Source organism: Erythrobacter sp. BLCC-B19 (genome assembly GCF_028621955.1).
Taxonomy (GTDB): Bacteria; Pseudomonadota; Alphaproteobacteria; order Sphingomonadales; family Sphingomonadaceae; genus Erythrobacter.
The window spans coordinates 1,831,155-1,856,207 of sequence record NZ_CP117516.1 but is presented as its reverse complement, the minus strand read 5'-3'; the positions used below and the strand labels follow the sequence as shown (position 1 = coordinate 1,856,207).

Genomic DNA, 25,053 nt, shown 5'->3' with positions numbered 1-25,053 from the left:
ATATGCCTCACGCCATGCGTCCGGTCTGGAACACTGGGAGCAGCGTGGGTGCAAAGCGTGTAATCAAGGCCGTTCCTCGCCCTCTGCTCGTTGGCAGTAAGCCGCGGCGACCAGCGCCCGGATTGCCAGAGTTACGCGGCGCCATTCCGCCGCATCGCGCAAAGGAAGACCCGCAAAACTCCCCGTCGCCGCGCCAGCAAGCACCATCTGTTGCACTGCCGCGATCAGCACGGCGTTGATGGCCGGAGCGTCGATGCCCGGGGGAGGAGCGATGTCGCCGCGCAGCCTTGCGATCCAGTCGGCAAGCGCGCGGCTGCGGGCCTGGGCGAAGGACTGGGTAAGCGCATTCGGCTCAGACAGCTCCCACGCGATGATGCGCTGCATCAGGGGATTGGCTCTGAGGACATCCACCAAGGTTTCAAGGAGCCCTGCGACCAGCTCGGCATAGTTTGTCGCCGAGGGCCCCGGTGCTGCCGAGAGCGCGTCCTCGATGGCGCGCGCGACGTCGGTGCCGAGCGCCTCGGCGAGGCCATCCAGTCCGCCGAAATAGCGGTAGATCAGCTGCTTGTCGCAACCGGCAGCCCGCGCGATCGCATTCACCCCCCAGGCGCCGAAGCCCTTTTCGACAAGCACATCGCGGGCGGCTGAGATGATCGCCTCCTCCGTTCGCGAGCGATCGCGCCCGCGGTCGGCGGCTGCTGGAGAAGAGGCGGACGAGGTTGTGGCGGGCACTGTCATTCTTTCTCCCTAAGCCCATCACCCCTCGGTTTCCAGAGCTAAATCACCGGTCGGTGACAAAAACGCTTGCGTATGTCACCGGCCGGTGATATTCGCCATGTCACCACTTGGAGACAAACCATGCAAGCCAATCTCTCACCCCGGCTTCCGACCGAGATTCGCAACCCCGTGACAGGCGACCAGATCGCCTTCCTCGCCTCGCCCCTGTCGGGTGACGGGGCCGAGCTGCGCTTCCGCTGCACGCTCCCGCCCCGCGGCGAGGGTGCTCCGCTCCACAAGCATGACAGCATGACCGAGGCCTTTGCGGTCGAGGCCGGAGTGCTCGAAGTGGATCTCGGCGCAGGACAAAAAATTCTGCTGACCGCGGGCGAGGCCATCGCCATCCCTCCGGGCACGCCGCATGGCTTCCGCAATCCCGGCGACGCGCCGGTCATCTTCCTCACCACCTCTGACGAGGGCGAGGGGCTCGAGACCTTTCTGCGCGGGATGTATGCGCTCGCTGCGGCGGGCGAGACCACGGCAACCGGGATGCCGCGCGATCCCCGCGCGCTCGGGCTGCTGCTCGATTACGGCAATCTGGTGATGGTCGGCCTGCCGCGGGGCGTGCAAAACGCGCTGCTGCGGCTGCTCGGCTGGGCTGCGCGCCTGACCGACGTGGACCGGCGGCTGGCCCATCTGGTGCGGCAGCCATGACCCCCGCCCGTCCCGCCCTTGGCACTGCCACCATCGCGCTCGCGATCCTGTTCAACCTCCCCTACGCGCTGCTCGCTGCCAGTTTCGATTACCCCGCGATCCTGCGCCATCCGCCCGCCGAGGTGCTTGCGCGGTTTGCCGCGGGCGGCGCGGCGCTGGTGCTGACCTGGTATGCCTTTGCGCTGGCTGCGCTGGCGCTGACGCCGCTCGCCATCGCCATTTCGGTCACACCGCGGCGGCTGGCCGAACAGCCGGCGCTGGCGGTCAGTGCGGCGCTGGTCGGCGCGCTTGCCGGCCTGACCCAGGCCATCGGGCTGATGCGCTGGGTGTTTGTCGTCCCCGATCTCGCGCGGACGGCGGCATCGGGTGGCCCGGCGGAGGCGTTGGCCGCCGGGCACGCCTTCGCCGTAATCCATGCCTATGGCGGGGTGGCAATCGGCGAGCATCTCGGCCAGCTCCTGACCGCCCTGTTCGTCGCCCTGATGGCGATTATTCAGTGGCGCGAGGGCCACCGCACCGTCGCCACCCTCGGCTTGCTGACCGCTCCGTTGCTCATGCTGGGGACAGGCGAAGGCCTGATGCTGGCGCTGGGGCGCAATGGCGACACCCTCGCGCTCCTGACCATCGCCGGATTTCTCGGGCTTACCGTCTGGCTGATCGCCACCGGCCTCGGGCTGCTGCGCCCCGGCTGACCGCCCGCATTCCACCTGAATTTTTGGAGTTTTTCACCCCGCCAAGGTGCGGCCGCGACGGCCCGCGCCCGGCTTCCTCTCGCCGTCGCACAGCACAAGGACAATGCCATGAAGACTGCATCTTTCTCCCGTTTCGCCCCCATACTCGTCCTCGCTCTGCCCTCGGCAGCTTTCGCCCAGGACGAGACGTCGGACAGCAATGACGTCTCCGGCTACGCCACCATCGGAATTGCCGCCGTGCCCGAATACGAGGGCGCGGATGACTACCAGATCCTTCCTCTTGTCGACGGCAGGGTCAATTTCGGGGAACGCTACGTCGCGATCCAGGGCACGACGATCCGCGCCAATGTGATCGCCGCCGAGGGTATCGAGTTCGGGCCTGTCGCCTCCTTCACCTTCGGGCGCGATGGGGACATCGCAAACGCCGCCGTCGCCGATCTCGGCCGCATCAAGGATGCCTATGAAGTCGGTGCCTTCGCCGCCAAGACCTTCGGCCTTGCGGGGAACGACAGCCTGCGGCTTGCGGTGCAGGGCGTGCATGATGTGAGCGACGTCCATGGCGGTTTCGTCGTCACCGCCAGCGCGACCTATGCCGCGCCCGTCGGCGAACGGCTCAACCTGCTGTTCGACCTCGGTGCCAGCTACGCCAGCGATGACTATGCCGAGACCTATTTTGCGGTCACCCCGGCAGGTGCTGCCGCCAGCGGGCTGCCGCAGTTCGCCGCTAAGGGCGGCCTCAAGGACGTGGGTGCGCAGGTCACCGCCAGCTACCGCATCGGCGACAACTGGGGCATCGCAGCGACCGCCGGCTATCGCCGCCTGCTGGGCGACTTTGCCGACAGCCCGGTGGTGACCTCGGGCGGCAGCGCCGATCAGCTGAGCGGCGGAGTGGGGGTGTTCTTCACCTTCTGAGGCTCAACCGCCGTCCTGAGGGGAGCGGAGCGATGCTGCAAAGCTATCGGCAATGGCCGAATAGACCGCATCGCTCCGGCTCGCCCTTGCGAGGGTGCGCGCACCTTCGAGGGCGGCGATGAACGCTTCGGCCAACGGTCGAGGCGCCGCAACACCGCAAGCCGCGAAGTGGGTGGCCACGCCTTCGATCCATGCCTCCAGCCCGGCATGGACCAGCGCGGTCAGATGCGGATCGCCCGGCGCTCTTTCGGTGGCGATGTTCTGCAAGGCGCAGCCCAGGGCGTAGCCGCTCGCACGCATTTCCTGCGCGAAGCCCGCGCACAGGAGCCGGACGAACCCTGTCGCATCGCCCGGTGTCGCTGCCGCCGCAGCAGCGATCGCCGCCACCCCGCGCGCGGCGAAGCGCTCCGCGATCTCTGCCGCGAGCTGGTCCTTCCCGCCCTTAAAGTGAAAGTAGAACGAACCCTTGGGCGACCCGCTTTCCTCGATGATCTGGGCAAGCCCCGTGGCGGCAAAACCCTGGCGGCGGAACAGGTCTTCGGCGGTTGCGAGCGCCTTGTCGCGGGCATCGGAGGTGCGGGGCATGGCCGAGGCCTAGCACAGGGTGCTTGACGAATCTATGGCGATCATCATAGTATGGTGATTGCCATAGTATTGTGGCTCCCCACAGGAAGGATCACGTCCATGCCACTCGTCCAGATTTCCATCCCCGCCGGTTCGTTGTCGCAGGAACAGAAGGCACTGATGGTCGCCAAGGTCACCGATGCCTGCGTCGAGGCCGAGGGTGTTCCCGCCGTTCGCCAGTTCACCTGGGTGCACATCAACGAAGTGCCCGATGGCGGCTGGGGCATGGCCGGGCGGGCGCTGACGCTCGAGCAGATGAAGGCCGCGCTGGCGCCGCGCGGATGAGCGCGGCCGTGCCTGAGACCGGGGTGTCCCGCCGTGCCGTCCTCGCGGGCAGCGCGGCGGCCACCGCCGCGCTGGCGCTTCCCGCGGCGGCGCTGGCGGGAGGGCCGCCCCCTTCCCCGGCGCTCGTGACGGTATCCTCCGTCACGACGGAGGACCCCGCCTCGCTGCCCCGCCTGATCGGTGCCATCGCCGCCGCCGCTGCCGAATGCGGCGCGGATCCCGCGCGGACATGGGTGCTGGCCGGTGCGTGAGCTCGTGTTCCTCGCGCCAAGGCAGCTCGACTGGCGCGAGCGGGCCGAACCGCGCATCACTTCCCCCAAGGACGCGCTGGTTCGGCCCATTGCCGCGACCACTTGCGATCTCGACCGATTGATCATCCGCGGCGAGACCCCGTTCCGCGGCCCCTTCGCCATCGGCCACGAATGTGTCGCCGAGGTGGTCGCGGTGGGCGAAGCGGTTACCGGCTTTCGCGCGGGCGACCGGGTGGTGGTGAACTGGCACATCTCCTGCGGCCATTGCCCCCACTGCACCACCCGCCGCCCCAACGCCTGCCTCACGCATCAGCCGGGCGCGATGTATGGGCTGCCGGGCCTTGGCGACTGGGGCGGGATGTTCAGCGATCTGCTGCGCGTCGTCGAAGCCGACACTGCGCTCACCATGCTGCCGGCGAGCGTCGCCCCGGCCATTGTCGCCAGTGCGGGAGACAATCTTCCCTTCGCCTGGGAGTTCACCATCCCGCATCTCGCCGAGGCTCCGGGTGCGGAAGTGCTGGTGATGGGCGGTTGCGGTTCGATTGCGCTCTATGCTGTGATGTTCGCGCTGGCGGGCGGTGCCGCGCGGGTCGAATACCGGGACACCGACCATACCCGGCTCGAAATCGCATCGCATTACGGCGCCGATGTCGTCGAAGGCCCGCCGCCGCGCCGCGCCGGAGCCTTCCCGATCGTGGTCGATGCCAGCGCCGATCAGGCATCCCTGCTGTGCGCCCTGCGCTCGGTTGCGCCCGAGGGCATCGTTTCCTCAGTCGGTGGCCATTTCGGCGATGTCTCCATGCCGCTGTTCGAAATGTATCAGCGCGGCGTGCGTTTCTACACCGGCCGGGGGCGCGGCGGTCCGAATGTTGCCGAAGCACTGGAATGGGTGGCGCAAGGCCTGGTCGATCCGGCTCCGGTCATATCCTGCATTGCCCCGTTCGACGAAGCACCGGCAGTGCTCGCCGGGGGATTGATGAAGCCGGTGCTGATCCGAAGCTGACCGGATGGCGCCTGAGGCGCCGGAACTTGCCCAGCCCGTCCGGACTAAGGCTCAGGCTATCCGCGCTGCAATCCACCCCACCACGCGTGCGAGCGCGTGGTGGGCCTGCTCCAAGTGGGGGAAGTAGGCCTGGAACACGTGGATCATGTCCGGCCACACTTCGAGTGTCACCTCGACCCGGTCAATCCCAGCACGTTCGGCGAAGGTCAGGCTGTCTGACAAAAGCAGCTCCTCGCTGCCGACCTGGATCAGCACCGGCGGCAGGCCTCGCAGGTCTGCCAAAGCCGGGGAGGCGTGGCGCGAGGCGGGATCAGCCCCGCGCAGATAGCTCTCGCGCATCATCGTCATGGAATGGACGCAGACCACCGGATCGCGCGGGCCGCACTCACGGTGCGAGGCACCCGAGAAAGTCAGGTCGAGCCAAGGGGAGAACAGCACCAGCCCTCCCGGCGCTGGCACGCCTCGGTCCAGCGCCAGCAGCGCCATAGCCGCAGCCGCACCGCCGCCGGCGCTGTCACCGATCACGAAGATGCTGCCGGGAGCATACCCCGCAGACACCAAAGCCTCGAACGCCGCAAGCGCATCCTCGATCGCCGCCGGAAAGGGCCGTGACGTCGAAAGCGTATAGTCGATGCTCCACACCGGCATCGCGCAGACCTGCGCGATCAGCGCGGTGAGAGCGCGGTGCGACCGTGCGCTGCCGATCCCGTAGCCGCCGCCGTGGAGATAGAGGATGCAGCCCTGCCTGGCGTCGCTTCCCTCCGGCGCGAACCACAGTCCGTCTATCCCGCCGAGGCTCCGGGGGGTTTCCACCACGCCCTCGGGCATGGGCAGGCTCGCGCCCAGTTCCTCCATATCGGCGGCCATCTCCGCGATCGTCGGCGCGGGCTTGCGCGCGGCCATCAACATGGCCGCCAATTCCTGGGGGGTCATCGCCGCTGCTCCTGCGCTGGGTTCAGTTGAATTCTTTGGTCAGGGTGAGCCCGAAAGTCCGGGGCGCACCATAAACCCGGAAGCCGTTGCCGAACACCAGCTGGTTCAGACCCTGCGTGACATAACGGGCATCGGCGAGGTTCCTGACCCACGCCGCAACCTGCCAGTTGCCCTTGTCGAACAGCGCGGCATTGGCATCGACCACCCAGTAGCTGTCCGAAAACAGCAGCGGATCGTTAAGCGCCGAGGTGAAGGCGTCAGACTGGTAGCGCGCACTGGTGCCGAGGCGGAAGCCGATCCGCTCGCTCACCTCGCCTTCATAGCCGGCGGCAAGGTTCATGCTGAAGCGCGGGGCATCCGGCAGGCGGTTGCCCTTGGGGACAACGCCGGAGCCCGAGACGAACTGACCGAACTCGGTCGACAGCAGGCCGAACCCGGCCGACAGCGACAGACCCTCGGCCGCAGGTGGATTGTAGGTCAGGGCGATGTCCGCGCCATAGACCTCGGCCTCCTCCACATTGCCGAGCCGCTGCACCGGGATCGCGCCGATGGTGTCCTGGATGAAGGTCTGGACGTCGGAATAGTCGTAGTAGAACGCGGCCAGATCATAGCCCAGCCCGGTGTCGCCGAAGCGTCCCTTGGCCCCGATCTCGTAGGCGCGCAGACTCTCGGGATCGTAGGGGATCAGCTGCGCATCGCTGGTCGCAACGCCGGTGAAGAACCCGCCGCTCTTCTCGCTTTCGGAAACGCTGGCATAGACCAGCGTGCCGGCAGCGGGCTTCCAGTTGATGCCGAGCTTCCATGACACGCGCCCGATGCCGATCTCGTCGTCCACGCTCGCCAGCGTGATCGGCGCGGTGCCGAAAGGCGCGCCGGTGAGCAGGCTGCCGCCGGGCCGCGAGACCAGATCGCGGGTGAAGCCCACGTTGGCGCGGGTCTCGTCGGTGTAGCGCAGACCCGTGATCACGCTGAGAGTGGGTGTCAGCTTCCACTCGGCATTGCCGAACACCGCGAAGGTCTCCGCTTCCTGATTGGCGAAGGTGAAGGTGGTGGTGTTGAACAGGTCCTGCAGCGATCCATCATAGGTCGTCAGCACCTCGTCGCGGGCATAGAACACGCCGGCCTGCCACACCACGAGGTCGTTTTCGCCCGACAGGCGCACTTCCTGCGAGAACTGCTGGACCGCGTCGGTGTTGGCGAAATCGGTCAGGCGCAGCGGCGAGGCATCGACATCGGCGGAATAGAGCCGGTCGAAGTCGATATAGCCGGTGATCGAGGTAAGCTCGGCAAAGCCAAGATCGATGCCGATCCGCGCGGTCAGCATGGTCTGGTCGAAATTGTAGGCGGGATCGACCGACCAGTCGCCCTTGAAGGGGTCGCCGTCGGTGTCACGGTAGCCAAAGAAGTTGGTGCAGGTCGGACGGCCGGGGCAGGCGGTCTCGGTCGCGGTCGGCAACAGGCCGAAGAATTCAGGCGAGCCGAGCTCCGAACGGCCGTGCTGCACCTCGGCCTTGAGCAGCACCTCGACCGTGTCGGCGGGCTCCCACAAAAGCTGCGCGCGGCCCAGCCATACCTCGCGCCGCCCGACATCGCGCCCAAGACTGCGATCGGTGAAGAAGCCCTCGTCCTGAAAGGTGGTCTTGCCCGACAGGCGCAGGGCGAGCGTTTCGGACAGGGGCAGGTTGGCCATTGCCTCGACCTGCTTGGTTTCGAAATTGCCGATCCCCGCGCTCACCCGTGCGCTGGTGCGCGACAGGTTGGGGCGAGCGGAAATGATGTTGAGCGCGCCTGCGGTGGAGTTGCGCCCGTAAAGCGTGCCTTGCGGCCCCTTGAGCACCTCCATGCGCTCCAGATCGTAGAGTTCCGCCCCCAGCAGTGCGAGCGAACTGAGCGAGACTTCGTCGATATAGACCCCGGTCGCGGGGTTATTGGTCGCGCTGAAATCGTTGAGGCCGATGCCGCGAATGGTGACGATCGGGATAAGGCCCGGGACTTGCTCCTTGACCGAGACGTTGGGGGTAAAGGCAACGAGGTCGGTTGCCGCTTCGAGCCGCCGGTCGCGGATAGTCTGCGCGTCGACCACGCTGAGCGCGATACCGACATCGCTCGCGGCCTGGGCGCGCTTCTGCGCGGTGACGATGATGGTGTTGCCCTCTTCCGTCGCCGCACCATCGGCTGCCGGAGCATCCTGCGCGGTCGCCAGACTTGCCGTCGAAGCCAGCATCCCCGCTGTCACAAGGCGCAGCATCGCGCTCGTGTTCGTGTTCTTCATCGCCCTCTCCCCTATTTTTACACTTGGGTATGTCGCGCAGAGAACACAGCTGCACGCGCGATGCAAGTGTTTTCGACACTTGAGTATGTCGGTAATCCGCGCCAAGCCTCGCGCAATGGCCACGCTCGCCCCTTCCAAGTTGCGCAACGAACGCGGCCCGCAAGCCGCGCGCAAGCGGGCGACGCGGCTTGACCGGATCCTCGGGATCGGGGCGCGGATGATGAACGAGCTCGGCCCCGGCGGCGTTCGTCTGGGCTTGATCGCGGAGGAACTGGGGTGCAGCCGCAATGCGCTCTACTACTATGTTCGCGATCGCCGCGATCTGGTCGCGCTATGCTATCAGCAGACCTGCGATCTGGTCGCTGCCGCCATCGCCGAGTCCCAGGATCGCGATCCCGCTGAAGGGATCGTGCAGATCGTCGACACATTGCTGGGCCGTCATGCCGATGGTCAGCCCTTCGCGGTCATCAGCGATGCCGCCATGCTCGCCGATTCCGATCGCGTGCGGATCGAGGCGCAGGTCGCAGCCAATGCCGCTGCGCTCGCCCGTCTGGTCGAGGGCGGGATCGCATCGGGCGATTTCCATCGCTGCGACGCCGATCTGTGCGCGCAGATGATCCTGGGCATGGTGTACTGGGCAATCCTCTGGAACAAGTGGATCATGCCCGCGCAGGAGGTTCCGCCGGAGATCTACCGGAAGGCGGCCGAGACCATTTCGGATATCGTGCTCCGCGGCATTACCATGCCCGGCGGCGCGGCGTTCCGCTGCCCGGATGGCCTGCCCCAACGTGTCGCGGCATTGGTGGGAACGACCGCCGGGCAAGGCCGCTCGGGTGCAGCGCCGGGTCTGCTCGAGACCGCTTCGCTGCTGTTCAATCGTTATGGCCCGGAATCCGTCTCGCTCGATCAGATCGCTGCGCATATCGGGCTGACCAAGGGTGCGATCTATCACCACTTTGCCGACAAGCAGGCGCTGCTTGTCGCCGCGCATGAACGCGCCTTCGATCTGCAACACGGATTTGTCGACCTTGCCGACGCCGAGCCCGTTTCGGACCGCGAGCGGATGCTTTGCGTGTTCTATTCCAACTGCCTTGCCCACGCGACCGATGCCCCGCCTGTCGCGCTGCATCCGGGCCTGCACGCACTGCCGGTCTCGATCCTCGAACGCGCGTCGCAAAGCGCCAAGCGGATGCGCAGGATGCACGCGCGCGCCCTGCGCGAGCCACTGATGCGCCCGACTGATGCCGCGATTGTCGAGCTGACGGCGGGCGCGTTCTTCTGGCTTCAGACATGGCGAAGCCAGCGCGATGACCTCAGCCCCGAAGGGATCGCTGCCGAAATGGCGAGCATCGTGGCGACGGGTCTGATGGCAACCTCGCGGTCATCACAGCGGCCATCGCGCGATCCCGAAAACTGAACGCCAGCTTCGAGAAAATCCGGAGGTTAGCCACGGTTCCAGTGAACAACGCAGCTTGAGGCGACAGCGGCCGGACGGTCTTGGGACTTTGCGGAGATCCGCGCGTATGACCTTGGCGGCAGCTCTCCTGCCGCAAACAGCCGCGAGGCTTCGCTCGGCCTCACTTGAACACAAGGGTCCCCACGCCGACTCCTATTTCGCCATCCACCGATCTTTCGACCCAAGCGCAGCCGGGTGGTCGAGGATGTTCGGGGTCGGCGTTGGATCCAGCATTGCCTTCCAGAACGCGACGCTGACCTCGGTGACGACACGCTCGATCCGCGTGTCGTTGGAGGTCGCGGGACGGCGTTGCTCGCCGCCGCTGAAGACCATGTGGTCGGCTCCGTCGAGCACCAGCAGGTATTTCTGTCCGGCGGGCATCGCATGAAAGGGGCGGGTGCGATCCTTCGGGCTGACATCGGAAATGCCGGGAACCTCGTCCCTCGTCCCCGTCACCGACAGAAACGGCATCGTGATCTTGCCGAAGGCGCTCTCGTCCGGCTCGGCCCGGGCGGGCGCGGGGCTGAAGGCGATCGCGGCCCGGATCCGGGGATCGCCCACACTGATCAATCCGCTCGGCGTTCGGAATTGCTGACCGGCCAAGGCCTGCACCGTCTGTGCCCCGAAGCTATGGCCCGCGATCCCGATTCTGGCACTGTCGAGCTGTGACAGGGGGCATTCGCCGATCGCAACCGGGGTGGCGACCGCATCGAGCACAAGCTTCACATCCTCGACCCGGGCGATGAACTGCTTGGCGTCCATGCCTTTGCGCAGGGCGGCGAGCGCCTCCTGTCCCCTGAGCCCGCGCCAGAGCGATACATCGGAACCGGGGTGCTGGAGATGGATCACGGCAAAGCCCGCCTCGCTCCATGCCGTCGCCCAGCGCGTGCCGGCCTCGACCGATCCGCCGAGGCCGTGACTGAACAGGATGACGGGGTGAGGCCCAGGGCCCGAAGGCAGCCTGACGCGCACCGGAACCGGTCGTTCAGGATTGTCGGGATCAGGCAGAGCGCCATCGCAGACCCGCGGCGAGGTGCCGCCTCCCGGCACGGGCGGCGGAGCGGGAGGCGCCGTCACCGCGAGCAGCACGGCCAGTATTTGCGCAATCATGGTTGGACGACCCTTTCATCGGCGATGCGTTGCAGCCCCTTCCCGTCACGCATTCCGGCGAGCCATGCTTTCACCAGCGCTGAAACCGCGACGGGCTGTTCGGGCAGGATCGCGTGGCTCGCATGATCGAGCTGCACCATCACCGCCTGCCCCTGATAGCTGCCGACCAGCGCAGTGCCGTTGGCAAGCGGGGCCACGGGGTCGCGCATCGGCTGGATCACCAGCAGGGGCACGCCCCCTGCCGCCACCCACGCGCGGCTGCGGGTTGCCCTGACGGCGCTGGCCTGCAAGCGGGCGGCGTCAGGGTCCCAGCCCGTCAGCCAGAGCGCCGCGTCCTGTCCGGGGGCGAAGAAGGCGAGTTGGAGCGCGGTCAGGCGCTGTTCGTCGGGCAGTTCGCCTTGTGCGGCCGAGATGCCGATCGCCTCTTCCACTTCCCGAGGTATCGGCACCTGCCCGCCCGCTGCCAGCAGGATGATCGAGGCGATCCGGTCCGGGTCTGCAGCGGCCATCGCGCGGGCGATCCGGTTGCCCAGCGCATGGCCGATCACCGTCACCTTCTCCCCCGGACAGGCCGCTGCCGCCACCGCGCGCGCATCGCCTGCAAGGTCATCGAGCGTCGCCTCGGCGGGGCCGGTCGAGGCCCCGAACCAGCGCGGATCATAGCGGATGACGGTGTTGCCGCCCGCCACCAGATCGCGCGCGATCACATCGAAATCCGCAAGGCCCCGTCCGAGCGAGGGGATCATCAGCACCGGCGGCCCACTGCCGTCGACCACGACCGACAGCCGCGCTTCGCCATGCGGCACTTGCGCTGGCGGCTGCTGGCACGCGGGCGCGGCCAGCACCGGTGCTGCAAGACTGGCAAAGATCGGGAGCAGCCAGAGGCGCATCAGAACCGCACCCTTGCCTCCACCCCATAATGCCGCGGCTCGCCGACATAGGCGTTGAAGGTTCCGGGCTGGAGCACGCCGGCGAAGATGATCGTCCGGTAGAAGGTGTTGGTGAGGTTCTGCGCGAACAGGGAGACGTCGAAGCTGTCGTCGGGGCTGCGCAGGCCGATCCTTCCGCCGAGGAGGAAATAGCCGTCTTCCTCCGCTTCGGGCTGGAGCGCCACGCTGGTGTTGACGTCCGAAATCATCCGCATGTTCGCAGCCCATTGCGTCGTCCAGCCTCCCTTGCCGACCGGGCGCTCGATCATGAACTGGCTCTGCCATGTCCATTTCGGCGCGTTGACGATCTGCCGCCCGCGCAGCGCTGCGTTCGCGGTGGCCTCGCCATAGGTCGCCTCGTTGTAGATCACCGAGTTGGCGAAGGACAGCCACGGCACCGGCCGAAGGGTGGTCTCGAACTCGACGCCCCTGCTGCGCACCTCAGCGGCATTGGAGATGGTGAAGGCGGTGCCCGTGAAGGCGTTCTGCTGGAAATTGGTGATGTCCGAGGTGAACAGCGTCAGCGCGACCCGCGCCTTGCCGCCGAGCAGCCGTGCCTTCGCACCGACTTCATAGGAGTCGATTTCCTCGGGCAGGAAGGTCGCGCCCGCCGCCCCGGCCAGCCCGCCGGTGCGATCGAGGTTGAGCCCGCCCGCCTTGTAGCCGCGCGAGAAGTTCGCATAGAGCAGTGCGCCCGGTGCGGGCTCCCAAGACAGGCCCGCCGTGCCGATCACCTGCTCGTCCTCGAACCGGCTGTCGAAGTCCGGCGTCGGGCAGAGCAATTGCGCGCCGACCGGCACCCCGACCCGTCCGCAGGCCGGGCTGTTGAAGGCAAAGCGGCCGCTGCCCTCCTTGTCTTCCTTGAGATAGCGCAGTCCGAGTGTGGCCTTCACGTCGGGAATGATCGTGACGATGTTATGGGTGAACAGGCTCCACCCGAAGGCGCTCTGCGTGAAGTTGCGCTGGGTGTCGCCGCCGCCCTGCGGATAGAGGCCGACAAGGCGCGTTGCGGCCGCCGGGAAGCTGAGTTGCAGGAAGCGTTCGAGATCGCGGCCGAACAGGATTGCGCTCGACTGGTCGGTCTGCTGGTCGAACAGGAACCCGCCGACCAGCCAGTCGACTGGCCCAGCGGTGCCCTTCAGCGTGGTTTCAGCGGTGAAGAACCGGTCGCTGGTGTCCTCGAACGGCGTGTTCAGCAGATCCGCGCTGGTGAAGTCGCTGTCGGTGTTGCGCGCCGAGGTGAAATCGCGCCACGACAGCAGCGTGGTCCACTGCGCCTTGTCGAAGCGGACATCGATCTGCGACGACAGACCCCATTCGCGCGTGTCGGCCTGATAGCGGCGATTGCTGGCGACCACATATTCGTCGAACGCGGTCGGGACGAAGCCGCCCAGCGCAGCGATCGCCGGAGCCCGCCCGCCGTTCTGCGTGACGATCGCGGCGCAGCATTGCTCCTGCTTGCGGCTGTAGTCCGCGATCAGGCGGATCGAAACGCGGTCGGTCGGGTCGAGCAACAGCTGGCCGCGCAAGGCGAAGCGGTCCCGGTCGTTGACTTGCAGGCCGGTGCCCCGGTCTTCGAGAAAGCCGTCTCGCCTCGTGACTACGCCCGAGACCCGGAAGGCGACCTTGTCCTCGACGATCACCCCGCCCAGCGCCCCCATCAGACGCAGGCTGTCGCGATTGCCGTAAGCGGCCTGAACCTCGCCGTTCCAGTCATAGGTCGGGGCCCGTGTCTGGACCAGCAGTGCGCCGGCCGTCGTGTTCTTCCCGAACAAGGTGCCCTGCGGCCCGCGCAGGACTTCCACCTGCGCGACATCGAACAGGTCGCCCAGCGCGATTCCCGAACGCGCGCGGTAGATGTTGTCGACGAAGACCCCGACAGAGCCCTCCAGCCCCAGGTTGGTCCCGCTGGTGCCGATCCCGCGCAGCCTGATCGTGGCGGCGGTCGCCTCGGAGGTCGCGGTGGTGATCACCAGTCCCGGTGCGAGCTGGGTTAGATCCTGTGTGTCGCGGATGATCGCCTGTTCGAGCATTTCGGCGGAAAGGGCGGTGACGGCTGCCGCAACTGAAAGGTCGGACTGGTCACGCCGGTTGGCGGTGACGATGATGTCCGGCGCCTGTTGCTGTTCGGACGCTCCGGCGTCCTCCTGCGTTGTCTGGGCCAAGGCGGGCGAAGCCAGCCCGGCCAGAGCAGTGCCCACGACAAGCGCGCGTTTCCAGCAGATCAAATGTGTCACAATCCCGTCCCCGCCTATTGTTACTAGGACGTGACGTTACTGATGAGTTACGTTTAACGCAAGGGGGTCTGTTCAGGCCCTGCGACGGGGGATCTGCCACTTCTGTTCGGTGTTCCAGCGCCAGTCGCGAATCATGTCGCCGATCCAGCTGGCGAAGATGGTGTCCTCGTCGGGCGTACCGGTGGTCAGCCAGTTGGCCAGCGCCTCGAACAGGAACCCGGTGAGGTTGAGCACCGCCATTTCCGCGCGCAGCGCACGGTGCGAGCCGGTGCCGCGCTCATGCTCGAAATAGCCCATCAGCCAGTCGACATAGAGCGCCTGCAACCGCTCGAAATGGTGGCGATACAGCGGATCGCTACGGCAATCGCGATAGAGCAGCAGGAAGGCATCGGGCTGCTGACGTGCCGCTGCGATGGTCCCGATCGTGCCCCCGGCATAACCGCTCCAGGGCTCGTTCTTGAGCGCTCCGAGTGCCTCGAGCACATCCTCGAAGATCGCTGCAATCAGCGCGTCTTTCGAAGCGAATTCGCGGTAGATGACGACCTTGGAGATCCCCATCCGCAGGGCGATCTCGTCCATCGTGCCGCCGCGCAGGCCGCGCTCGACGAACAGGGCCGCGCCGGTTCGCAGGATCGCAGCGCGGCGCTCGGCGTGATCGACGCGGGCGCGCCTTTTTCCCGACTTCGGCGCGCCGGTCGCTGTGGCAGGTTGATCATTGCTCATGGCTTATTGTAACTGATCGGTAACGCCCTGCAAGCCGCGTTGGCTTGTTTGCCGACAAAGGCAGGCGCAACCACGAATGAACCGGGGAGATTCTGGATGACTGGTGTGATTTGGGCAGCTGTGCTGCTGGCTGCCGGAACCCCCGCGCCTGCCGCTGTGCCGGACGGTTCGCGGCTGGTGGCCGGCGAGCAATGCTTCGCCATCGAGCGCGAAGGCCAGCGGATTGGCGACGCCACGCAATCCGTTGTGGCGCAGGAGCTGGACGGTCAGCTGGTCTGGCGGATCGTCATTCACCAGACCTTGCGCAATGGCCGCTTTTCCCTGCGCGATGAATTCGTTGTCGCCCGCGACAGCCTGCGCCCGCTCATGCTCACCAGCGTCAGGGGCAACGATCCTGCCAGCCCGGGCTGGCAGCGGATCGAGCTGCGCTATTCGCCTGAGGGTGTGACAGGCACGCGCACCACCGCGCAGAGCAGCGCGCCGATTGCTGTCGCCCATGATGGTCCGGTCTGGGACGGCAACCTGTGGGGCCTGACCTTCGCCGCCTTGCCGCTAGCGGCCGGAGCCGAATTCAGCCTGCCGAACTGGCAATACGACAAGGGGCCGGGCACGTTCACCGTGCGGGTCGTGGGCGAGGCGATCATCGAGACGCCCGCAGGGCCCGTCGCGGCCTGGGCGCTGGATGCGGGCACCGATCCGGCGCAGCTCGTGCGCTACCACATCGCCAAGGGCGCTGGGATCGAGCTTGGCTATGCAGGCGGCGGCATGGCGCAGCGGCTGGCGACGGACTGCCCGGCGCGCTGACGCTTAGCCGATCGAAACGGGCCAGTCGGCGTTCATCAGCGCCTCGATGGCGAGACCGCGGGCGTGTTCGACGTGGCGGCGCGCAGCCTCGCGGGCGGCTTCGGGATGGCCCGAGGCAAGTGCCGCGATCAGATCCTCGTGCTGACGGTCGGCGGCGCGGCGCTCGACCTCCTTCGACGCCCCGCCGAACAGCCCGAGATGGACGAGCCGCTGCATCTCGTCGCCGATGTCTTCGAGCAGCGCGAACAGGCGGCGATTGCCGGTTGCGGCCGCGATCGTGCGGTGAAAGGCGCGGTTGCTGTCGACAAAAGCGAGCTGCTCGCTCTCGCTGACAGCCTGCTGGGGGGCGCTGTTGATCGCGCGCAAGCGGGCAATATCGACTTTGCCGGTCGCGAGCGCGGCGGCTGCCGGTTCGAGGATCAGGCGCAGTTCGAACAGCTCGCGGATCGACGCCATGGTGATCGGCGTGACGACATAGCCATGGCGCGGGATCGGCTGGATCAGACCGGTATCGCCCAGCCGCGTCAGCGCCGCCCGCGTCGCCGCTCGCCCGAGCCCGAGCATCGCCGAAAGCTCAGCCTCGGAGAAACGGGTGCCGGGCGCAAGGCGGCACAGGATGATCCCGCGCTTGATCTGCTCGAAGGCCTGATCGCTCTGCCGTTCCGTGGATGCCGAAAGCTCAGTAGCCTGGGTCGCTTGCGCTCTTGCCATGTTCATCCTGCCTTGGTTCGCGGCTGCTTGCTTAGCATATCGCAGTAACATCTTATTGACATGTTACAACGCAGGAAGCTAGTCCTTCGCCGCGAGGAGGGTCGCGCATGGCCGAAACACGATTGCTTGCCGGATTGCTGGTTCTGGGCGCGGGGGCGGCCGGTTGGGGAGCGGCCTACCCTACGCCGGCCCATGCCGAGGCCGAGGCGGCGCAAAACCTCCCGGCGGCCGTCGAACGCTATGCGCTCGCCTGGGCAAGCCGCGATGCGGCGCGGATCGCGGCCCTGCACACGGACGATTCGGTGTTTCATCTGGTCATCGAGGGCGAGCCGCCGGTGGTCGGGCGCGCTGCCATCGCGGCGCGGTTTGCGCGCATCCTCGCCGACAATCCCGCTTACAGCTCGACCCCGCGGACGGTGAATTTCGGCGCCGATTTCGTGGTGATCGAGTATGATTTCGTCATGGCGCCGCCCCGCGCCTTCGTGATGGGCGAGCGGCGCTATGAACCGCGCGGGACGACGTATAGCGTTCCCGCGATCGACATCATCACCTTCCGCGACGGGCTGGTGTCGCGCAAGGCGACCTACCTCGACACGGCAGTGATCGCCGCCAACAGCGACGCGGTGCAATGATCCGTGCAGCGCTGATCGCCCTGGCGCTGGCGTGGGGCCTGACCGGCCTGTTCATCCTTGCGCTGCCCGAAACTTTCTACGCTCTCGTCCCCGGCCTTGCGGCGATGGGGCCGTTCAACAGCCATTTCGTCCGCGACGTGGGCCTCGCCTTTCTGGCGAGTGGCGCCTTGCTGGGATGGGGAGCCCGCACAGGCGTGGCCGCCATTGCCCTGGCAGGCGCGTTGTGGCCGCTGCTCCACGCGATCTTCCATGTGCAGGTCTGGAGCCATCGCGGCTTTCCTTCCGACGGCATCTTCGCCTTCGATCTGGCGGCGGTGATTGTGCCGCCCTTCGTCGCGCTGATTGCTGTCCGGGCAATGGCTGGGAGCGAAGGCAAAGGGCAGCACGCATGATCGAGCGGATCTGCTGGCTCGCCCTGATGCTGCTGCACGTGCTCCCGGCGCTGGCGCTGGTCCGCCCGGCGCAGCTGACTGCGATGTATGGCGTGGACCCGGCATCCGGCATCTTCGCCCTGATGCAGCACCGCGCGGCGCTGTTTTGCGTGGTGGTGGTGATATGCGGCTGGGCGGCGCTGCGCCCGGAAGTCCGCCCCCTCGCGAGCGTGACGGTGGGCATCAGCATGATCTCGTTCCTGACGATCTGGTGGGCCGCCGGAATGCCAGCGCAACTTCGGGTCATCGCTTTGGCCGATCTGGCCGGCGTGCCGGTACTGCTTCTGGCCGCGTGGATTGCCTTGCGGGGGCAGAGCGCGTGACCGGGGCCGGGATCATTGCCGCCGCGCTGTTCTATGCGCTGATCGGGCTAGCTGCGCTGCTGCGACCCGAACGCCTGCTGGAGGGCTTCGGCATCCTCGCCGAGAGCCCCGACAGCCGTAACGAGATCCGCGCGGTCTATGGCGGCTTTCCGCTGGCGGTGGCGGGGCTGCTGGCCTTCTGCCTGACCGGGACGCCGCTGTCGGGCGGCATCCTCTTCGCCCTCGCGCTGGCATCGGCAGGCATGGCGGCCGGGCGGCTGGTCTCGGCGGTGATCGACCGGAAACTGGGCCGCTATCCGGCGATCTTCACGGCGCTTGAACTGATCGTCGCCGGATTGATTGCGGGAGGTATCTGAGCCATGGCGCCTCGCACAGACCGGCAGGCCAGCTCAGGCCATGCCCTGGTCCACGACCGCATAGGTCACATCCTCGCGCGGCACCGCCTGCCCTTCGGGCGTCACCAGCGCGACCCGCAAGGGCGCGCCGCTCGCCTTGCTGAGAATCTGCAAGGGCGAAGGCGCGTCCTGCAAATGACGGTCGCCCCACTCCATCAGCGCGATCAGCGGCAGGGCGAGCTCCTGCCCGCGCGGGGTGAGACGGTATTCGTGCCGCACCCGCGCCTTGCCCTCGCGATAGGGTTGCCGCTCGAGCACGCCCGCCGTCACCAGCGCCTTGAGTCGCGCGCTCAGAATGCCGCGCGGGGCGCCGAGATCGCTGCGCAGATCATCGAACCGCGTGACGCCGTAGAAGGCCTCGCGGATCACCAACATCGTCCAGCGGTCGCCGAGCATCTCGCAGGCGAGCGCCATCCCGCAACGGTCGCGCGGGACGGGAGCGGCGCGGATGACGTCGGACGGCGTGTCTGAGTTTGACATGTGAACCCAGATAGAGCATCCACAGCTAGGTTCCAAATTAGGACTTAGATTCGTGACGCAACGCCCGCTTCCCCCGCTTCCCGATCCCGACCGCTTCGGTGGCTCCGGCTGGCTGGCCCGCACCGGCGGGGTGATGACCGGCAGCGAATGCGCGCGCGGCCTTGCGGTCGCCTCGCGCCAACAGGTGCAGAACCTGTGGCAGCGTGTCTTTCCCTTCCTCCAGCGCCCCGGCCGGGTAGACGATCTGCCGCCCGTGCCGGACAGCAGGCTGGTGCAACTGGCCGAGGAAGCCGCGCTCGCGCAGAGCCCGGCGCTGCTGGGCCACGGCTACCGCGCCGCGATCTTTGCCCGGGCGTTGGCACATATCGACGGGCACAGGCCCGATCCGGAGTTGCTCCACATCTGCGGCCTGCTGCATGATGTCGGCCTGATGAAGGATATCGCCGGCGAGGACTTTACCCTGCGCAGCGCCGCTGCCGCGCGCCAGTGCGCCTGCGATGCGCATCAGCCCGAAGCGGTGGGCGATCACCTCGCCGATGCGATCATCGTCCACACCACCATCGGTGTCACGCCAGAGCGCGACGGGGTGCTGGGAGCCTATACGCAATACGGCGCGATGGTCGATCTGACCGGCCTCCGACTCGCCCATTTGCCCAAGGACTTCGTTGCCGGCGTGCTGCGCCAGCATCCGCGCGGGCCGTTCAAGGCCGAATTGATCCGCCGCCTCGAGAAAGAGGCGCGCGCCGTGCCGGGCGGTCGTTTCGCTTTCGCCACGCGCGTGGGCTTCGGCCTCGCCGTGAAACAGGCACCTTTCCCGTCATGACCGAGCCACACATCATCATCGACGGCGCAGCCAGCCAGCGCCCCCGGGCGGTGGAGACGCTGGCGCTGGCGTTCCAGGACGATCCCGCGCTCGCATGGATTTTCCCCGATGCCGCAGTCCGTCGACGCCGTCTTCCGGGCTTCTTCGATTGGCGTTTCACCGATCATGTGCGCCACGGCATGATCCTCGCCTCACCGGAGCGCGAGGTGGTGACGCTGTGGCGGCGGCCGGGCAAGGTGCATCACCACGATCCGCTCACCCCGGCCGAACTGTGGCGGATGGTGCGGATTTTCGGGACCGCGCTCGGGCGCGCGGACACGGTCGGCAAGCACCTTTCCCGCCATGTGCCGGCGGGCGAGGACTATCTCTATCTGCGCTATGCCGCCGTCCGGCCCGAGGCGCAGGGCAAGGGCTGGGGCGGCCGCGCGATCCGTGCCGGGATTGCCGAGGCGAACCGGATCGGGGTCGACACCTGTCTCGAGACCGCCAAGGAAGGCAACGTCGCCATCTACCAGAGGCTCGGCTTCGTCATCGTCGACGAATGGCAGGTGCCGGGCGGCCCGCGTTTCTGGACGATGGTCCGGCCGAAGGACTGACAACGGGGATCACCAGCCAATGAGCGCCATCGACACCGCTGAGGCCGCCTTCGTCCATCCGACCGCCTTGCTCTATGGCCGCATCACGCTCGGGCCCGATGTGTCGGTGTTCCCCTATGTCGTGATGCGCTCGGAAGCCTACGAGATCCGGATCGGTGCGCGCACCAATATCCAGGACTTCGTGATGATCCATATCGGCAACACCACGCCGACCATCGTCGGCGAGGATTGCTCGATCACCCACCGCGTGACGCTCCACGGCTGCACCATCGGCGACCGCTGCCTGATCGGTATCGGTTCGACCATCATGGACGGCGCGGTGATCGGCGACAATTCGATCGTCGCCGAACACAGCCTCGTGCGCGCGGGGCAGGAGTTTCCGCCCAACTCGGTCATCGCCGGCAGCCCCGCCCGCCTGATCCGCGAGCGCGACTGTTCCGAGGCTAACCTGATGAACGCGCGCATGTATCAGGCCATCGCCCGCGGCTATGCCGAGGGGCGCGAGCGGCTTTAAGGCGGCGGGCCCCGCACCGGCCGCGCGAAGCTCGGGCCTATGCGGCATGCTCTGCGGGTCTCGCCGTGCTTTCCGCCTGTTCGCGGCGGCCTCCCGGCAGGTTTTCGAAAAGATAGCGGATCACGTTTCCGCCCATAACCTGCGCAATCACGTCCTCGTCATGGCCAGAGCGCATCAGCGCCTCGGTGATGCGCGGCAGGTGGTGGACGGGGACCGGCTGGGCGAGCGCGCAGAAGCCCGACCCGAGTGCCACTGCTTGCGGGCCGAGGGCGGCGATCATGTGATCGAGCACGCGGGAAATGGCGTCCAGTTCCCCCTCGCCAACATAGTCCGGCACGAAACCCAGGCCGATGATGCCGCCGCGCGCGGCGATCTCGCGCAGCAATTCGTCGGGCAGGCACTTGGGATCGTGATGGCAGGTCGCGCTGCCGGTGTGGGTGACAAGCGGCGCGCGCGGGCTGAGTGCGAGAACGTCCGACACCGTGCGCGGGGAGGCGTGGGCCAGGTCGGTCATCATGCCGAGGGCATCCAGCTCTTGCACCGCCTCGCGCCCGAGCGCGGTGAGGCCGCCGCCCGATATGCCCGAAGACGATCCGGCAAAGGCCGTGTCGGTGTAGTGGCACAGCTCCGTCATGCAGAAACCGGCGGCGAACAGGCGCTCGAGGTTGGCGATGCGGTAGCCGGTTCCGTCCGCGCCCTCGAGCCCGAGATAGGCACCGCGAACGGAAGGATCGGTGCGGCGGGCGGCGAGCATCGCGTCCAGATCTTCCGCCGTGTGGATCAGACGCACCGTCCCGCCCGAACGTGCAGCAAAGCGGTGCAGCTTGCCCCCGAGATAAAGCGCGCGCTCGGTCTGATCGAGGATCGCACGCAGCGGCCACTGGTCGACAATGCCGAGCGCGGTGAGCTGGTCGCTCTTGTCGGAAATGCCGCCGCCGGTGATGACCTTCGGACTCTCGGTCACCACCAGAAAGCCCTGCACCGCGCCGCCGCCTTCGGCCATGCGCGGGAAATCGAAATGGCCAAGGTCGCTGCGATGGAGCAGATCGCGCCGCCAGATCAGCGAATCCGCGTGCAGATCGGCGACGATCAGCGTGTCGTGCAGCGCCAGCGCGTCGGCTGAAACAGGTGGTCGCGGGGTGCTGCGGGTTCCGAAGATGCGCTCTGCCGTGAAGGTCTCGGTGCGCACCAGCACGGTCCACACTAGCGCGAGCCCCACAACTGCGCCTAGCACGATCCAAGCCGTCATGCGGTTTCTCCTGTCGGGATTGACCGGCCTATGCTAACAGCCGTTCAGGTAATTGCGAGTCTTTTGTGAACACTAGTTCAGATAAAATCCAGCGACCCGCGCCCCGTACGCCCGTGCGCCGCAACGGGGTGGCGACCAAGGGCCGGATCATCGAGGCCGCGATTGCCATGATCGCCGAGGATGGCGAGGCCCTGGCGATGCGCCCGCTCGCCCGGCGTGCGGGCTGTTCGCCGGCGGCGATCTATCAGTTCTTCGCCGATCTCGATGATCTGGGCGCAGCCATCGTCGAACAGGTGACACAGGATGCCGTGGCCGAGCTCGCACCCCGGCTGTCGCCCGATCTGGCGCGCGAGAACCCTGTGGGCTTCTTCGCTGCACTGATGGAAGGTGTCGTGGCGCTTCAGGCCGCGCGGCCCGAGACCCTGTGCCTCGTCCGCCCACAACCGGACGGGCCGCGTGCGGCGCTCGCCGGCGCGCTGCGCGAGATGATCCGGGGAATGGTCTCGGATGCCTTCGCGCAGGGCTGCCCGGAAACCGACGCCGGTCGTCGTGAGGAAGTGCTGACGATCGCCCAGCACGCGCTGATCGGAGCGATGGCCGGAGTCCCGCCGCGCGATGCCGCCAATCGCGCGCGTTATCTGGCCGATGTGTCCGATCTGGTCGGCAACTTCGTCGCCCGCACGCTTGGCCCGCAGCCCGGTTAGCCGATCCGGCCCCTGAGCCAGAGGACGAGGCGGGAAGCGACGAGTTCGGGTGCCTCGAACTGGCTGGCATGCCCGACACCGTCCAGCGGATGGATCCGCGCCTGCGGGACGAGCCGGGCGAAGGCCCTGCTGTTGGCGAAAGGGGTCGCCCTGTCGGCCCGCGCCCACACGGCGTCGACCCGCAGGCCCGATGCGCCGAGCGCGGCATAGCCCTCGCGGAAATCGTCCATGTTCATGCACCGTAGCGTCGAGAGCATGGCACGGGCAAAGCCTTTGAAGGATGCCTGCCTGTCATAGCAGTCGAGGAACGCCGCCGGCGCCCGCCCATCGACGAAGAAATTCGCCTGCGCGGCCCGCAGCGAAGCACTCCCGATCATCGCGAAGCCGAGATCGCCCAGCACCGGCACGAACGCCGTCCGCCCCAGCATCCCGATCCGGATCGGCAGGCCCGAGGGCGAGACAAAGAACAGCGAGCCGACGCGATCCTTGTGCCGCATGGCAAATTCGCTCGCGACCATCGCGCCCATCGACCAGCCGACAAGATGCAGCCGGGCGTCCGGTGCCAGAGTTGCGATCAGCGCGGCAAGGTGCTCGCGGAACAGGTCGCGGGTGTAATCGAGCCTCGGCCGGTCGGAAAAGCCATGCCCCGGCATGTCGTAGGACAGCGTTGCAAACCCCTGCGCCACCAGCAGCCGTTCCAACGGTTCCCAGACGAAGGATCCCACCGAATAGCCGTGTATCAGCACAACGAGATCGCCGTCGGTCCGCCCCTGCAAGCGATAATGGGTGATGCCCTGCGGCAGCTCGGCAAAGGTGCCGCCGAGGGCGCGGCGGGCGGCAGGATCGAGTGCGCGGGATTCGGCGCGGGGTCTGGTCATGGGCAAGGGTTCCTGAGCATCAGCCGACAAAATCGCGCGCCGCCTTCTCCAGCGAGAAGCGGGCCAGCCAGCGCACCAGATGGCGGGCGAAGCGGTTCTCGAACCGGCGCAGCTCGACCCGGATCGCGCTGTCGAGGTCGCTGGCGAGCAGGCACGCCCCGCCGCAGATCGTCGCCTTGATCATGTCGGGCGACCAGTCGGGCGAAAGGGGCGAACGCTGGGTGACGATCAGATCGGCGCGCTGCCCGACCGCGATGCGGCCCGCATCCTCGACACCAAGTTTCCTCGATGCGTCCGGCCCTGCCATCCGCCACACCTGCTCGCGTGCCACACCTGCCGCTTCGAAGGCGCGCATCTCGTCGTGCAGCGCGATGCCGGGGATGATGAAAGGCTGCTGGGTGTCGGTGCCAAGCCGCAGGTCGACACCGGCCTTCGCTGCCGCGCCCACCACTTCAAGCTTGCGCGCAAAGGCATCGCGGGCGCGGTCAAAATCCTCGGGCGTGATGCCGCGATAGACCGGCAGGCCGTGGTCAGGGTGCCAGACGATGTCGGTGTAGAAGCCGGGCAGCAGCCTCGTATCAGGGGCTCTGCGCTGCTGCTCCCAGTCCGCCATCCGCAGCAGCCCACGCGTGGTGACGAGGGTTGGCGTCATGGCGAGGCCGTGGGCCAGACAGCCTTCGATCACCTGTTCGATTCGCGTGCGGTCGACCGTCTGCCAGTCGATGTTGCGATTGAGGATGTGGTCGCGCCGCAGCGATGCGGGATCGGGGATGCCAAAGCCGTGCTGGGCATCGGGCAGGCGCGCATCCTCGAGCCGGAGCTGAGTGGGGACATGACCCATGACCTGCATCCCCGCAGCCTCGGCAGCGCGGCACAGAGCGGCAATGCGGGGTGCGTCGAGGTTCTCGTAAGCCTTGATCCAGCTTGCCCCCGCGAATTGGAGGCGCGCGACAATCCCCTCGGCCTCGTCTGGATGGGTCATCGCGATGGTGTTGCCCCAGCGCGCGCGGCCATCGCCGACGAAGGCATAGGCATAGTGGATCTGCGGCCCGGGCAAGGCGCCCGATTGCACCAGCGAAAGGGCCGCCGGGGTCGAAGAGCCGTCAGGATCGCCCGCATCGCGCGCCCGCACCACCCCGAAGCGCAGGTTCAGAAGCATGAACAGCGGGGTCAGCCGCAGGATGTTGTCGGGCGGCATGTGGATGTGCATGTCGGTCAGCGCGGTGGTGACGACGTGGCGGCGAAGTGCCTCGACCACCCGCACCGCGCCGCCGATGGTCCCGGGCGGGTTAATCCCGGCAACGCGACCCTCGGCAATCAGCAGGTCGACCGGCCCTTCCGGCGCGCGGCCAGCCTCGTGCAGCGTAACGCCGGGCAAGACGAAAGGCCCGCGCTCCATTGGGACTCTCGGTCGGGCGGCACGCACGCCCTCGCGCCAGGCGGCAATTCCCTGGTCAAGCAGGATCGGCGGTCTTGCGGCCGCCCCTGCCACCGGCACGCTCCCCCCGCCGCCTCCGCCGCAGCACGAGGCGTTGGTCATCTGGTGTGCAGCATCAAGGAAGGCAGGCCAGTCGTCGCCCGGCGTTGACGCGGCGTGGTGATGGTGAAGCGAGGCAGACATGGCAATATCTGACCACACGTTCACATAAGAGTCC

The 25,053-nt window shown here is 67.2% G+C and carries 29 protein-coding genes; 16 read left to right on the top strand and 13 right to left on the bottom strand.

What is annotated here, in order from left to right; all coding sequences use genetic code 11:
- Nucleotides 1–63: 63 nt before the first annotated feature.
- Complete coding sequence (locus PS060_RS08690) at nt 64–738, bottom strand: TetR/AcrR family transcriptional regulator (protein ID WP_273982470.1); 675 nt, start codon at nt 736–738, stop codon at nt 64–66.
- A 120-nt stretch (nt 739–858) separates the two neighbouring features.
- Between PS060_RS08690 and PS060_RS08685 the strand changes: the two genes are divergently transcribed.
- The 3 genes from PS060_RS08685 (at nt 859) to PS060_RS08675 (ending at nt 3,035) form a co-directional block, all read left to right on the top strand.
- Nucleotides 859–1,431: a cupin domain-containing protein gene (locus PS060_RS08685; protein WP_273982467.1), complete on the top strand. Its 573-nt coding sequence runs from the start codon at nt 859–861 to the stop codon at nt 1,429–1,431.
- Nucleotides 1,428–2,123 (top strand): DUF4386 family protein, encoded by a 696-nt coding sequence (locus PS060_RS08680; protein ID WP_273982465.1) that lies wholly within the window; start codon nt 1,428–1,430, stop codon nt 2,121–2,123. The genes PS060_RS08685 and PS060_RS08680 overlap by 4 nt, the downstream gene beginning before the upstream one ends.
- Before the next feature lie 108 nt (nt 2,124–2,231).
- The gene (locus PS060_RS08675; RefSeq protein ID WP_273982463.1) at nt 2,232–3,035 is read left to right on the top strand and encodes a MipA/OmpV family protein; all 804 of its coding nucleotides are present in this window, start codon (nt 2,232–2,234) and stop codon (nt 3,033–3,035) included.
- A gap of 3 nt (nt 3,036–3,038) precedes the next feature.
- Here PS060_RS08675 and PS060_RS08670 read toward each other — a convergent pair whose 3' ends face one another.
- Complete coding sequence (locus PS060_RS08670) at nt 3,039–3,620, bottom strand: TetR/AcrR family transcriptional regulator (RefSeq protein WP_273982462.1); 582 nt, start codon at nt 3,618–3,620, stop codon at nt 3,039–3,041.
- Nucleotides 3,621–3,719: 99 nt separating this feature from the next.
- Between PS060_RS08670 and PS060_RS08665 the strand changes: the two genes are divergently transcribed.
- From PS060_RS08665 to PS060_RS08655, 3 genes are read left to right on the top strand one after another with little or no spacing between them, the layout of a single operon-like run.
- Nucleotides 3,720–3,944 (top strand): tautomerase family protein, encoded by a 225-nt coding sequence (locus tag PS060_RS08665; RefSeq protein WP_273982460.1) that lies wholly within the window; start codon nt 3,720–3,722, stop codon nt 3,942–3,944.
- Nucleotides 3,945–3,952: 8 nt separating this feature from the next.
- Entirely contained in the window at nt 3,953–4,195 is a 243-nt protein-coding gene (locus tag PS060_RS08660; RefSeq protein ID WP_273982458.1) for a hypothetical protein, read from the top strand.
- Nucleotides 4,188–5,198, top strand: coding sequence for a zinc-dependent alcohol dehydrogenase (locus PS060_RS08655; RefSeq protein ID WP_273982456.1), 1,011 nt, complete (start codon nt 4,188–4,190; stop codon nt 5,196–5,198). Before PS060_RS08660 ends, PS060_RS08655 begins: the two co-directional genes overlap by 8 nt.
- 51 nt (nt 5,199–5,249) lie before the next feature.
- On the opposite strand, the gene PS060_RS08650 is transcribed toward PS060_RS08655, so the two are convergent.
- Nucleotides 5,250–6,131 (bottom strand): alpha/beta hydrolase fold domain-containing protein, encoded by an 882-nt coding sequence (locus PS060_RS08650; protein WP_273982453.1) that lies wholly within the window; start codon nt 6,129–6,131, stop codon nt 5,250–5,252.
- Between the two features lie 22 nt (nt 6,132–6,153).
- Nucleotides 6,154–8,403: a TonB-dependent receptor gene (locus tag PS060_RS08645; protein WP_273982451.1), complete on the bottom strand. Its 2,250-nt coding sequence runs from the start codon at nt 8,401–8,403 to the stop codon at nt 6,154–6,156.
- 115 nt (nt 8,404–8,518) lie between these two features.
- Between PS060_RS08645 and PS060_RS08640 the strand changes: the two genes are divergently transcribed.
- Complete coding sequence (locus PS060_RS08640; protein WP_273982450.1) at nt 8,519–9,820, top strand: TetR/AcrR family transcriptional regulator; 1,302 nt, start codon at nt 8,519–8,521, stop codon at nt 9,818–9,820.
- A 192-nt stretch (nt 9,821–10,012) separates the two neighbouring features.
- On the opposite strand, the gene PS060_RS08635 is transcribed toward PS060_RS08640, so the two are convergent.
- The 4 genes from PS060_RS08635 to PS060_RS08620 all read right to left on the bottom strand — a co-directional run bounded on the left by PS060_RS08635 (nt 10,013) and on the right by PS060_RS08620 (nt 14,858).
- Nucleotides 10,013–10,969: an alpha/beta hydrolase family protein gene (locus PS060_RS08635; RefSeq protein WP_273982449.1), complete on the bottom strand. Its 957-nt coding sequence runs from the start codon at nt 10,967–10,969 to the stop codon at nt 10,013–10,015.
- Complete coding sequence (locus PS060_RS08630; protein WP_273982447.1) at nt 10,966–11,859, bottom strand: alpha/beta fold hydrolase; 894 nt, start codon at nt 11,857–11,859, stop codon at nt 10,966–10,968. The genes PS060_RS08635 and PS060_RS08630 overlap by 4 nt, the downstream gene beginning before the upstream one ends.
- Nucleotides 11,859–14,099, bottom strand: coding sequence for a TonB-dependent receptor (locus PS060_RS08625; RefSeq protein ID WP_273982445.1), 2,241 nt, complete (start codon nt 14,097–14,099; stop codon nt 11,859–11,861). Before PS060_RS08625 ends, PS060_RS08630 begins: the two co-directional genes overlap by 1 nt.
- Nucleotides 14,100–14,207: 108 nt before the next feature.
- On the bottom strand, nt 14,208–14,858 hold the full coding sequence (locus PS060_RS08620; RefSeq protein WP_273982444.1) for a TetR/AcrR family transcriptional regulator: 651 nt from the start codon (nt 14,856–14,858) through the stop codon (nt 14,208–14,210).
- Between the two features lie 96 nt (nt 14,859–14,954).
- Between PS060_RS08620 and PS060_RS08615 the strand changes: the two genes are divergently transcribed.
- Complete coding sequence (locus PS060_RS08615; protein WP_273982443.1) at nt 14,955–15,662, top strand: DUF3108 domain-containing protein; 708 nt, start codon at nt 14,955–14,957, stop codon at nt 15,660–15,662.
- 3 nt (nt 15,663–15,665) lie between these two features.
- Here the strand turns inward: PS060_RS08615 and PS060_RS08610 are convergent, their stop codons facing one another.
- Nucleotides 15,666–16,373, bottom strand: coding sequence for a GntR family transcriptional regulator (locus tag PS060_RS08610; protein ID WP_273982442.1), 708 nt, complete (start codon nt 16,371–16,373; stop codon nt 15,666–15,668).
- Between the two features lie 107 nt (nt 16,374–16,480).
- Between PS060_RS08610 and PS060_RS08605 the strand changes: the two genes are divergently transcribed.
- From PS060_RS08605 to PS060_RS08590, 4 genes are read left to right on the top strand one after another with little or no spacing between them, the layout of a single operon-like run.
- Complete coding sequence (locus PS060_RS08605; protein WP_273982441.1) at nt 16,481–17,005, top strand: nuclear transport factor 2 family protein; 525 nt, start codon at nt 16,481–16,483, stop codon at nt 17,003–17,005.
- The gene (locus PS060_RS08600) at nt 17,002–17,397 is read left to right on the top strand and encodes a hypothetical protein (protein WP_273982440.1); all 396 of its coding nucleotides are present in this window, start codon (nt 17,002–17,004) and stop codon (nt 17,395–17,397) included. The genes PS060_RS08605 and PS060_RS08600 overlap by 4 nt, the downstream gene beginning before the upstream one ends.
- Nucleotides 17,394–17,759, top strand: a complete 366-nt coding sequence (locus tag PS060_RS08595) for a hypothetical protein (protein WP_273982439.1) — start codon at nt 17,394–17,396, stop codon at nt 17,757–17,759. Before PS060_RS08600 ends, PS060_RS08595 begins: the two co-directional genes overlap by 4 nt.
- Nucleotides 17,756–18,115, top strand: coding sequence for a DUF4345 family protein (locus tag PS060_RS08590; protein WP_273982436.1), 360 nt, complete (start codon nt 17,756–17,758; stop codon nt 18,113–18,115). The genes PS060_RS08595 and PS060_RS08590 overlap by 4 nt, the downstream gene beginning before the upstream one ends.
- A 33-nt stretch (nt 18,116–18,148) precedes the next feature.
- On the opposite strand, the gene PS060_RS08585 is transcribed toward PS060_RS08590, so the two are convergent.
- The gene (locus tag PS060_RS08585) at nt 18,149–18,634 is read right to left on the bottom strand and encodes a winged helix-turn-helix transcriptional regulator (protein ID WP_273982434.1); all 486 of its coding nucleotides are present in this window, start codon (nt 18,632–18,634) and stop codon (nt 18,149–18,151) included.
- Between the two features lie 52 nt (nt 18,635–18,686).
- Between PS060_RS08585 and PS060_RS08580 the strand changes: the two genes are divergently transcribed.
- Genes PS060_RS08580 through PS060_RS08570 form a run of 3 tightly spaced genes read left to right on the top strand, consistent with a single transcriptional unit; the run spans nt 18,687 to nt 20,567 of the window.
- Nucleotides 18,687–19,457, top strand: a complete 771-nt coding sequence (locus tag PS060_RS08580; RefSeq protein ID WP_273982433.1) for a hypothetical protein — start codon at nt 18,687–18,689, stop codon at nt 19,455–19,457.
- A complete protein-coding gene (locus PS060_RS08575; protein WP_273982432.1) occupies nt 19,454–20,053 on the top strand; it encodes a GNAT family N-acetyltransferase in 600 nt (199 codons plus the stop codon). The genes PS060_RS08580 and PS060_RS08575 overlap by 4 nt, the downstream gene beginning before the upstream one ends.
- Nucleotides 20,054–20,072: 19 nt before the next feature.
- On the top strand, nt 20,073–20,567 hold the full coding sequence (locus PS060_RS08570) for a gamma carbonic anhydrase family protein (RefSeq protein ID WP_273982429.1): 495 nt from the start codon (nt 20,073–20,075) through the stop codon (nt 20,565–20,567).
- Between the two features lie 37 nt (nt 20,568–20,604).
- Here the strand turns inward: PS060_RS08570 and PS060_RS08565 are convergent, their stop codons facing one another.
- The gene (locus PS060_RS08565) at nt 20,605–21,816 is read right to left on the bottom strand and encodes a dipeptidase (protein ID WP_273982427.1); all 1,212 of its coding nucleotides are present in this window, start codon (nt 21,814–21,816) and stop codon (nt 20,605–20,607) included.
- Nucleotides 21,817–21,929: 113 nt separating this feature from the next.
- On the opposite strand from PS060_RS08565, the gene PS060_RS08560 reads away from it, so the two are divergent.
- Nucleotides 21,930–22,520, top strand: a complete 591-nt coding sequence (locus tag PS060_RS08560) for a TetR/AcrR family transcriptional regulator (protein ID WP_273982426.1) — start codon at nt 21,930–21,932, stop codon at nt 22,518–22,520.
- Here the strand turns inward: PS060_RS08560 and PS060_RS08555 are convergent.
- Nucleotides 22,517–23,398: an alpha/beta fold hydrolase gene (locus PS060_RS08555; protein WP_273982424.1), complete on the bottom strand. Its 882-nt coding sequence runs from the start codon at nt 23,396–23,398 to the stop codon at nt 22,517–22,519. The two genes, PS060_RS08560 and PS060_RS08555, sit on opposite strands and share 4 nt — an antisense overlap.
- A 19-nt stretch (nt 23,399–23,417) precedes the next feature.
- The gene (locus tag PS060_RS08550) at nt 23,418–25,019 is read right to left on the bottom strand and encodes an amidohydrolase family protein (protein WP_273982423.1); all 1,602 of its coding nucleotides are present in this window, start codon (nt 25,017–25,019) and stop codon (nt 23,418–23,420) included.
- Between the last annotated feature and the right edge of the window lie 34 nt (nt 25,020–25,053).

Coding starts and splice junctions, on each gene's coding strand:
- PS060_RS08690 (WP_273982470.1), bottom strand. CDS start 738: ATGACAGTGCCCGCCACAACCTCGTCCGCCTCTTCTCCAGCAGCCGCC.
- PS060_RS08685 (WP_273982467.1), top strand. CDS start 859: ATGCAAGCCAATCTCTCACCCCGGCTTCCGACCGAGATTCGCAACCCC.
- PS060_RS08680 (WP_273982465.1), top strand. CDS start 1,428: ATGACCCCCGCCCGTCCCGCCCTTGGCACTGCCACCATCGCGCTCGCG.
- PS060_RS08675 (WP_273982463.1), top strand. CDS start 2,232: ATGAAGACTGCATCTTTCTCCCGTTTCGCCCCCATACTCGTCCTCGCT.
- PS060_RS08670 (WP_273982462.1), bottom strand. CDS start 3,620: ATGCCCCGCACCTCCGATGCCCGCGACAAGGCGCTCGCAACCGCCGAA.
- PS060_RS08665 (WP_273982460.1), top strand. CDS start 3,720: ATGCCACTCGTCCAGATTTCCATCCCCGCCGGTTCGTTGTCGCAGGAA.
- PS060_RS08650 (WP_273982453.1), bottom strand. CDS start 6,131: ATGACCCCCCAGGAATTGGCGGCCATGTTGATGGCCGCGCGCAAGCCC.
- PS060_RS08645 (WP_273982451.1), bottom strand. CDS start 8,403: ATGAAGAACACGAACACGAGCGCGATGCTGCGCCTTGTGACAGCGGGG.
- PS060_RS08640 (WP_273982450.1), top strand. CDS start 8,519: ATGGCCACGCTCGCCCCTTCCAAGTTGCGCAACGAACGCGGCCCGCAA.
- PS060_RS08635 (WP_273982449.1), bottom strand. CDS start 10,969: ATGATTGCGCAAATACTGGCCGTGCTGCTCGCGGTGACGGCGCCTCCC.
- PS060_RS08630 (WP_273982447.1), bottom strand. CDS start 11,859: ATGCGCCTCTGGCTGCTCCCGATCTTTGCCAGTCTTGCAGCACCGGTG.
- PS060_RS08620 (WP_273982444.1), bottom strand. CDS start 14,858: ATGAGCAATGATCAACCTGCCACAGCGACCGGCGCGCCGAAGTCGGGA.
- PS060_RS08615 (WP_273982443.1), top strand. CDS start 14,955: ATGACTGGTGTGATTTGGGCAGCTGTGCTGCTGGCTGCCGGAACCCCC.
- PS060_RS08610 (WP_273982442.1), bottom strand. CDS start 16,373: ATGGCAAGAGCGCAAGCGACCCAGGCTACTGAGCTTTCGGCATCCACG.
- PS060_RS08605 (WP_273982441.1), top strand. CDS start 16,481: ATGGCCGAAACACGATTGCTTGCCGGATTGCTGGTTCTGGGCGCGGGG.
- PS060_RS08600 (WP_273982440.1), top strand. CDS start 17,002: ATGATCCGTGCAGCGCTGATCGCCCTGGCGCTGGCGTGGGGCCTGACC.
- PS060_RS08595 (WP_273982439.1), top strand. CDS start 17,394: ATGATCGAGCGGATCTGCTGGCTCGCCCTGATGCTGCTGCACGTGCTC.
- PS060_RS08585 (WP_273982434.1), bottom strand. CDS start 18,634: ATGTCAAACTCAGACACGCCGTCCGACGTCATCCGCGCCGCTCCCGTC.
- PS060_RS08575 (WP_273982432.1), top strand. CDS start 19,454: ATGACCGAGCCACACATCATCATCGACGGCGCAGCCAGCCAGCGCCCC.
- PS060_RS08570 (WP_273982429.1), top strand. CDS start 20,073: ATGAGCGCCATCGACACCGCTGAGGCCGCCTTCGTCCATCCGACCGCC.
- PS060_RS08565 (WP_273982427.1), bottom strand. CDS start 21,816: ATGACGGCTTGGATCGTGCTAGGCGCAGTTGTGGGGCTCGCGCTAGTG.
- PS060_RS08555 (WP_273982424.1), bottom strand. CDS start 23,398: ATGACCAGACCCCGCGCCGAATCCCGCGCACTCGATCCTGCCGCCCGC.
- PS060_RS08550 (WP_273982423.1), bottom strand. CDS start 25,019: ATGTCTGCCTCGCTTCACCATCACCACGCCGCGTCAACGCCGGGCGAC.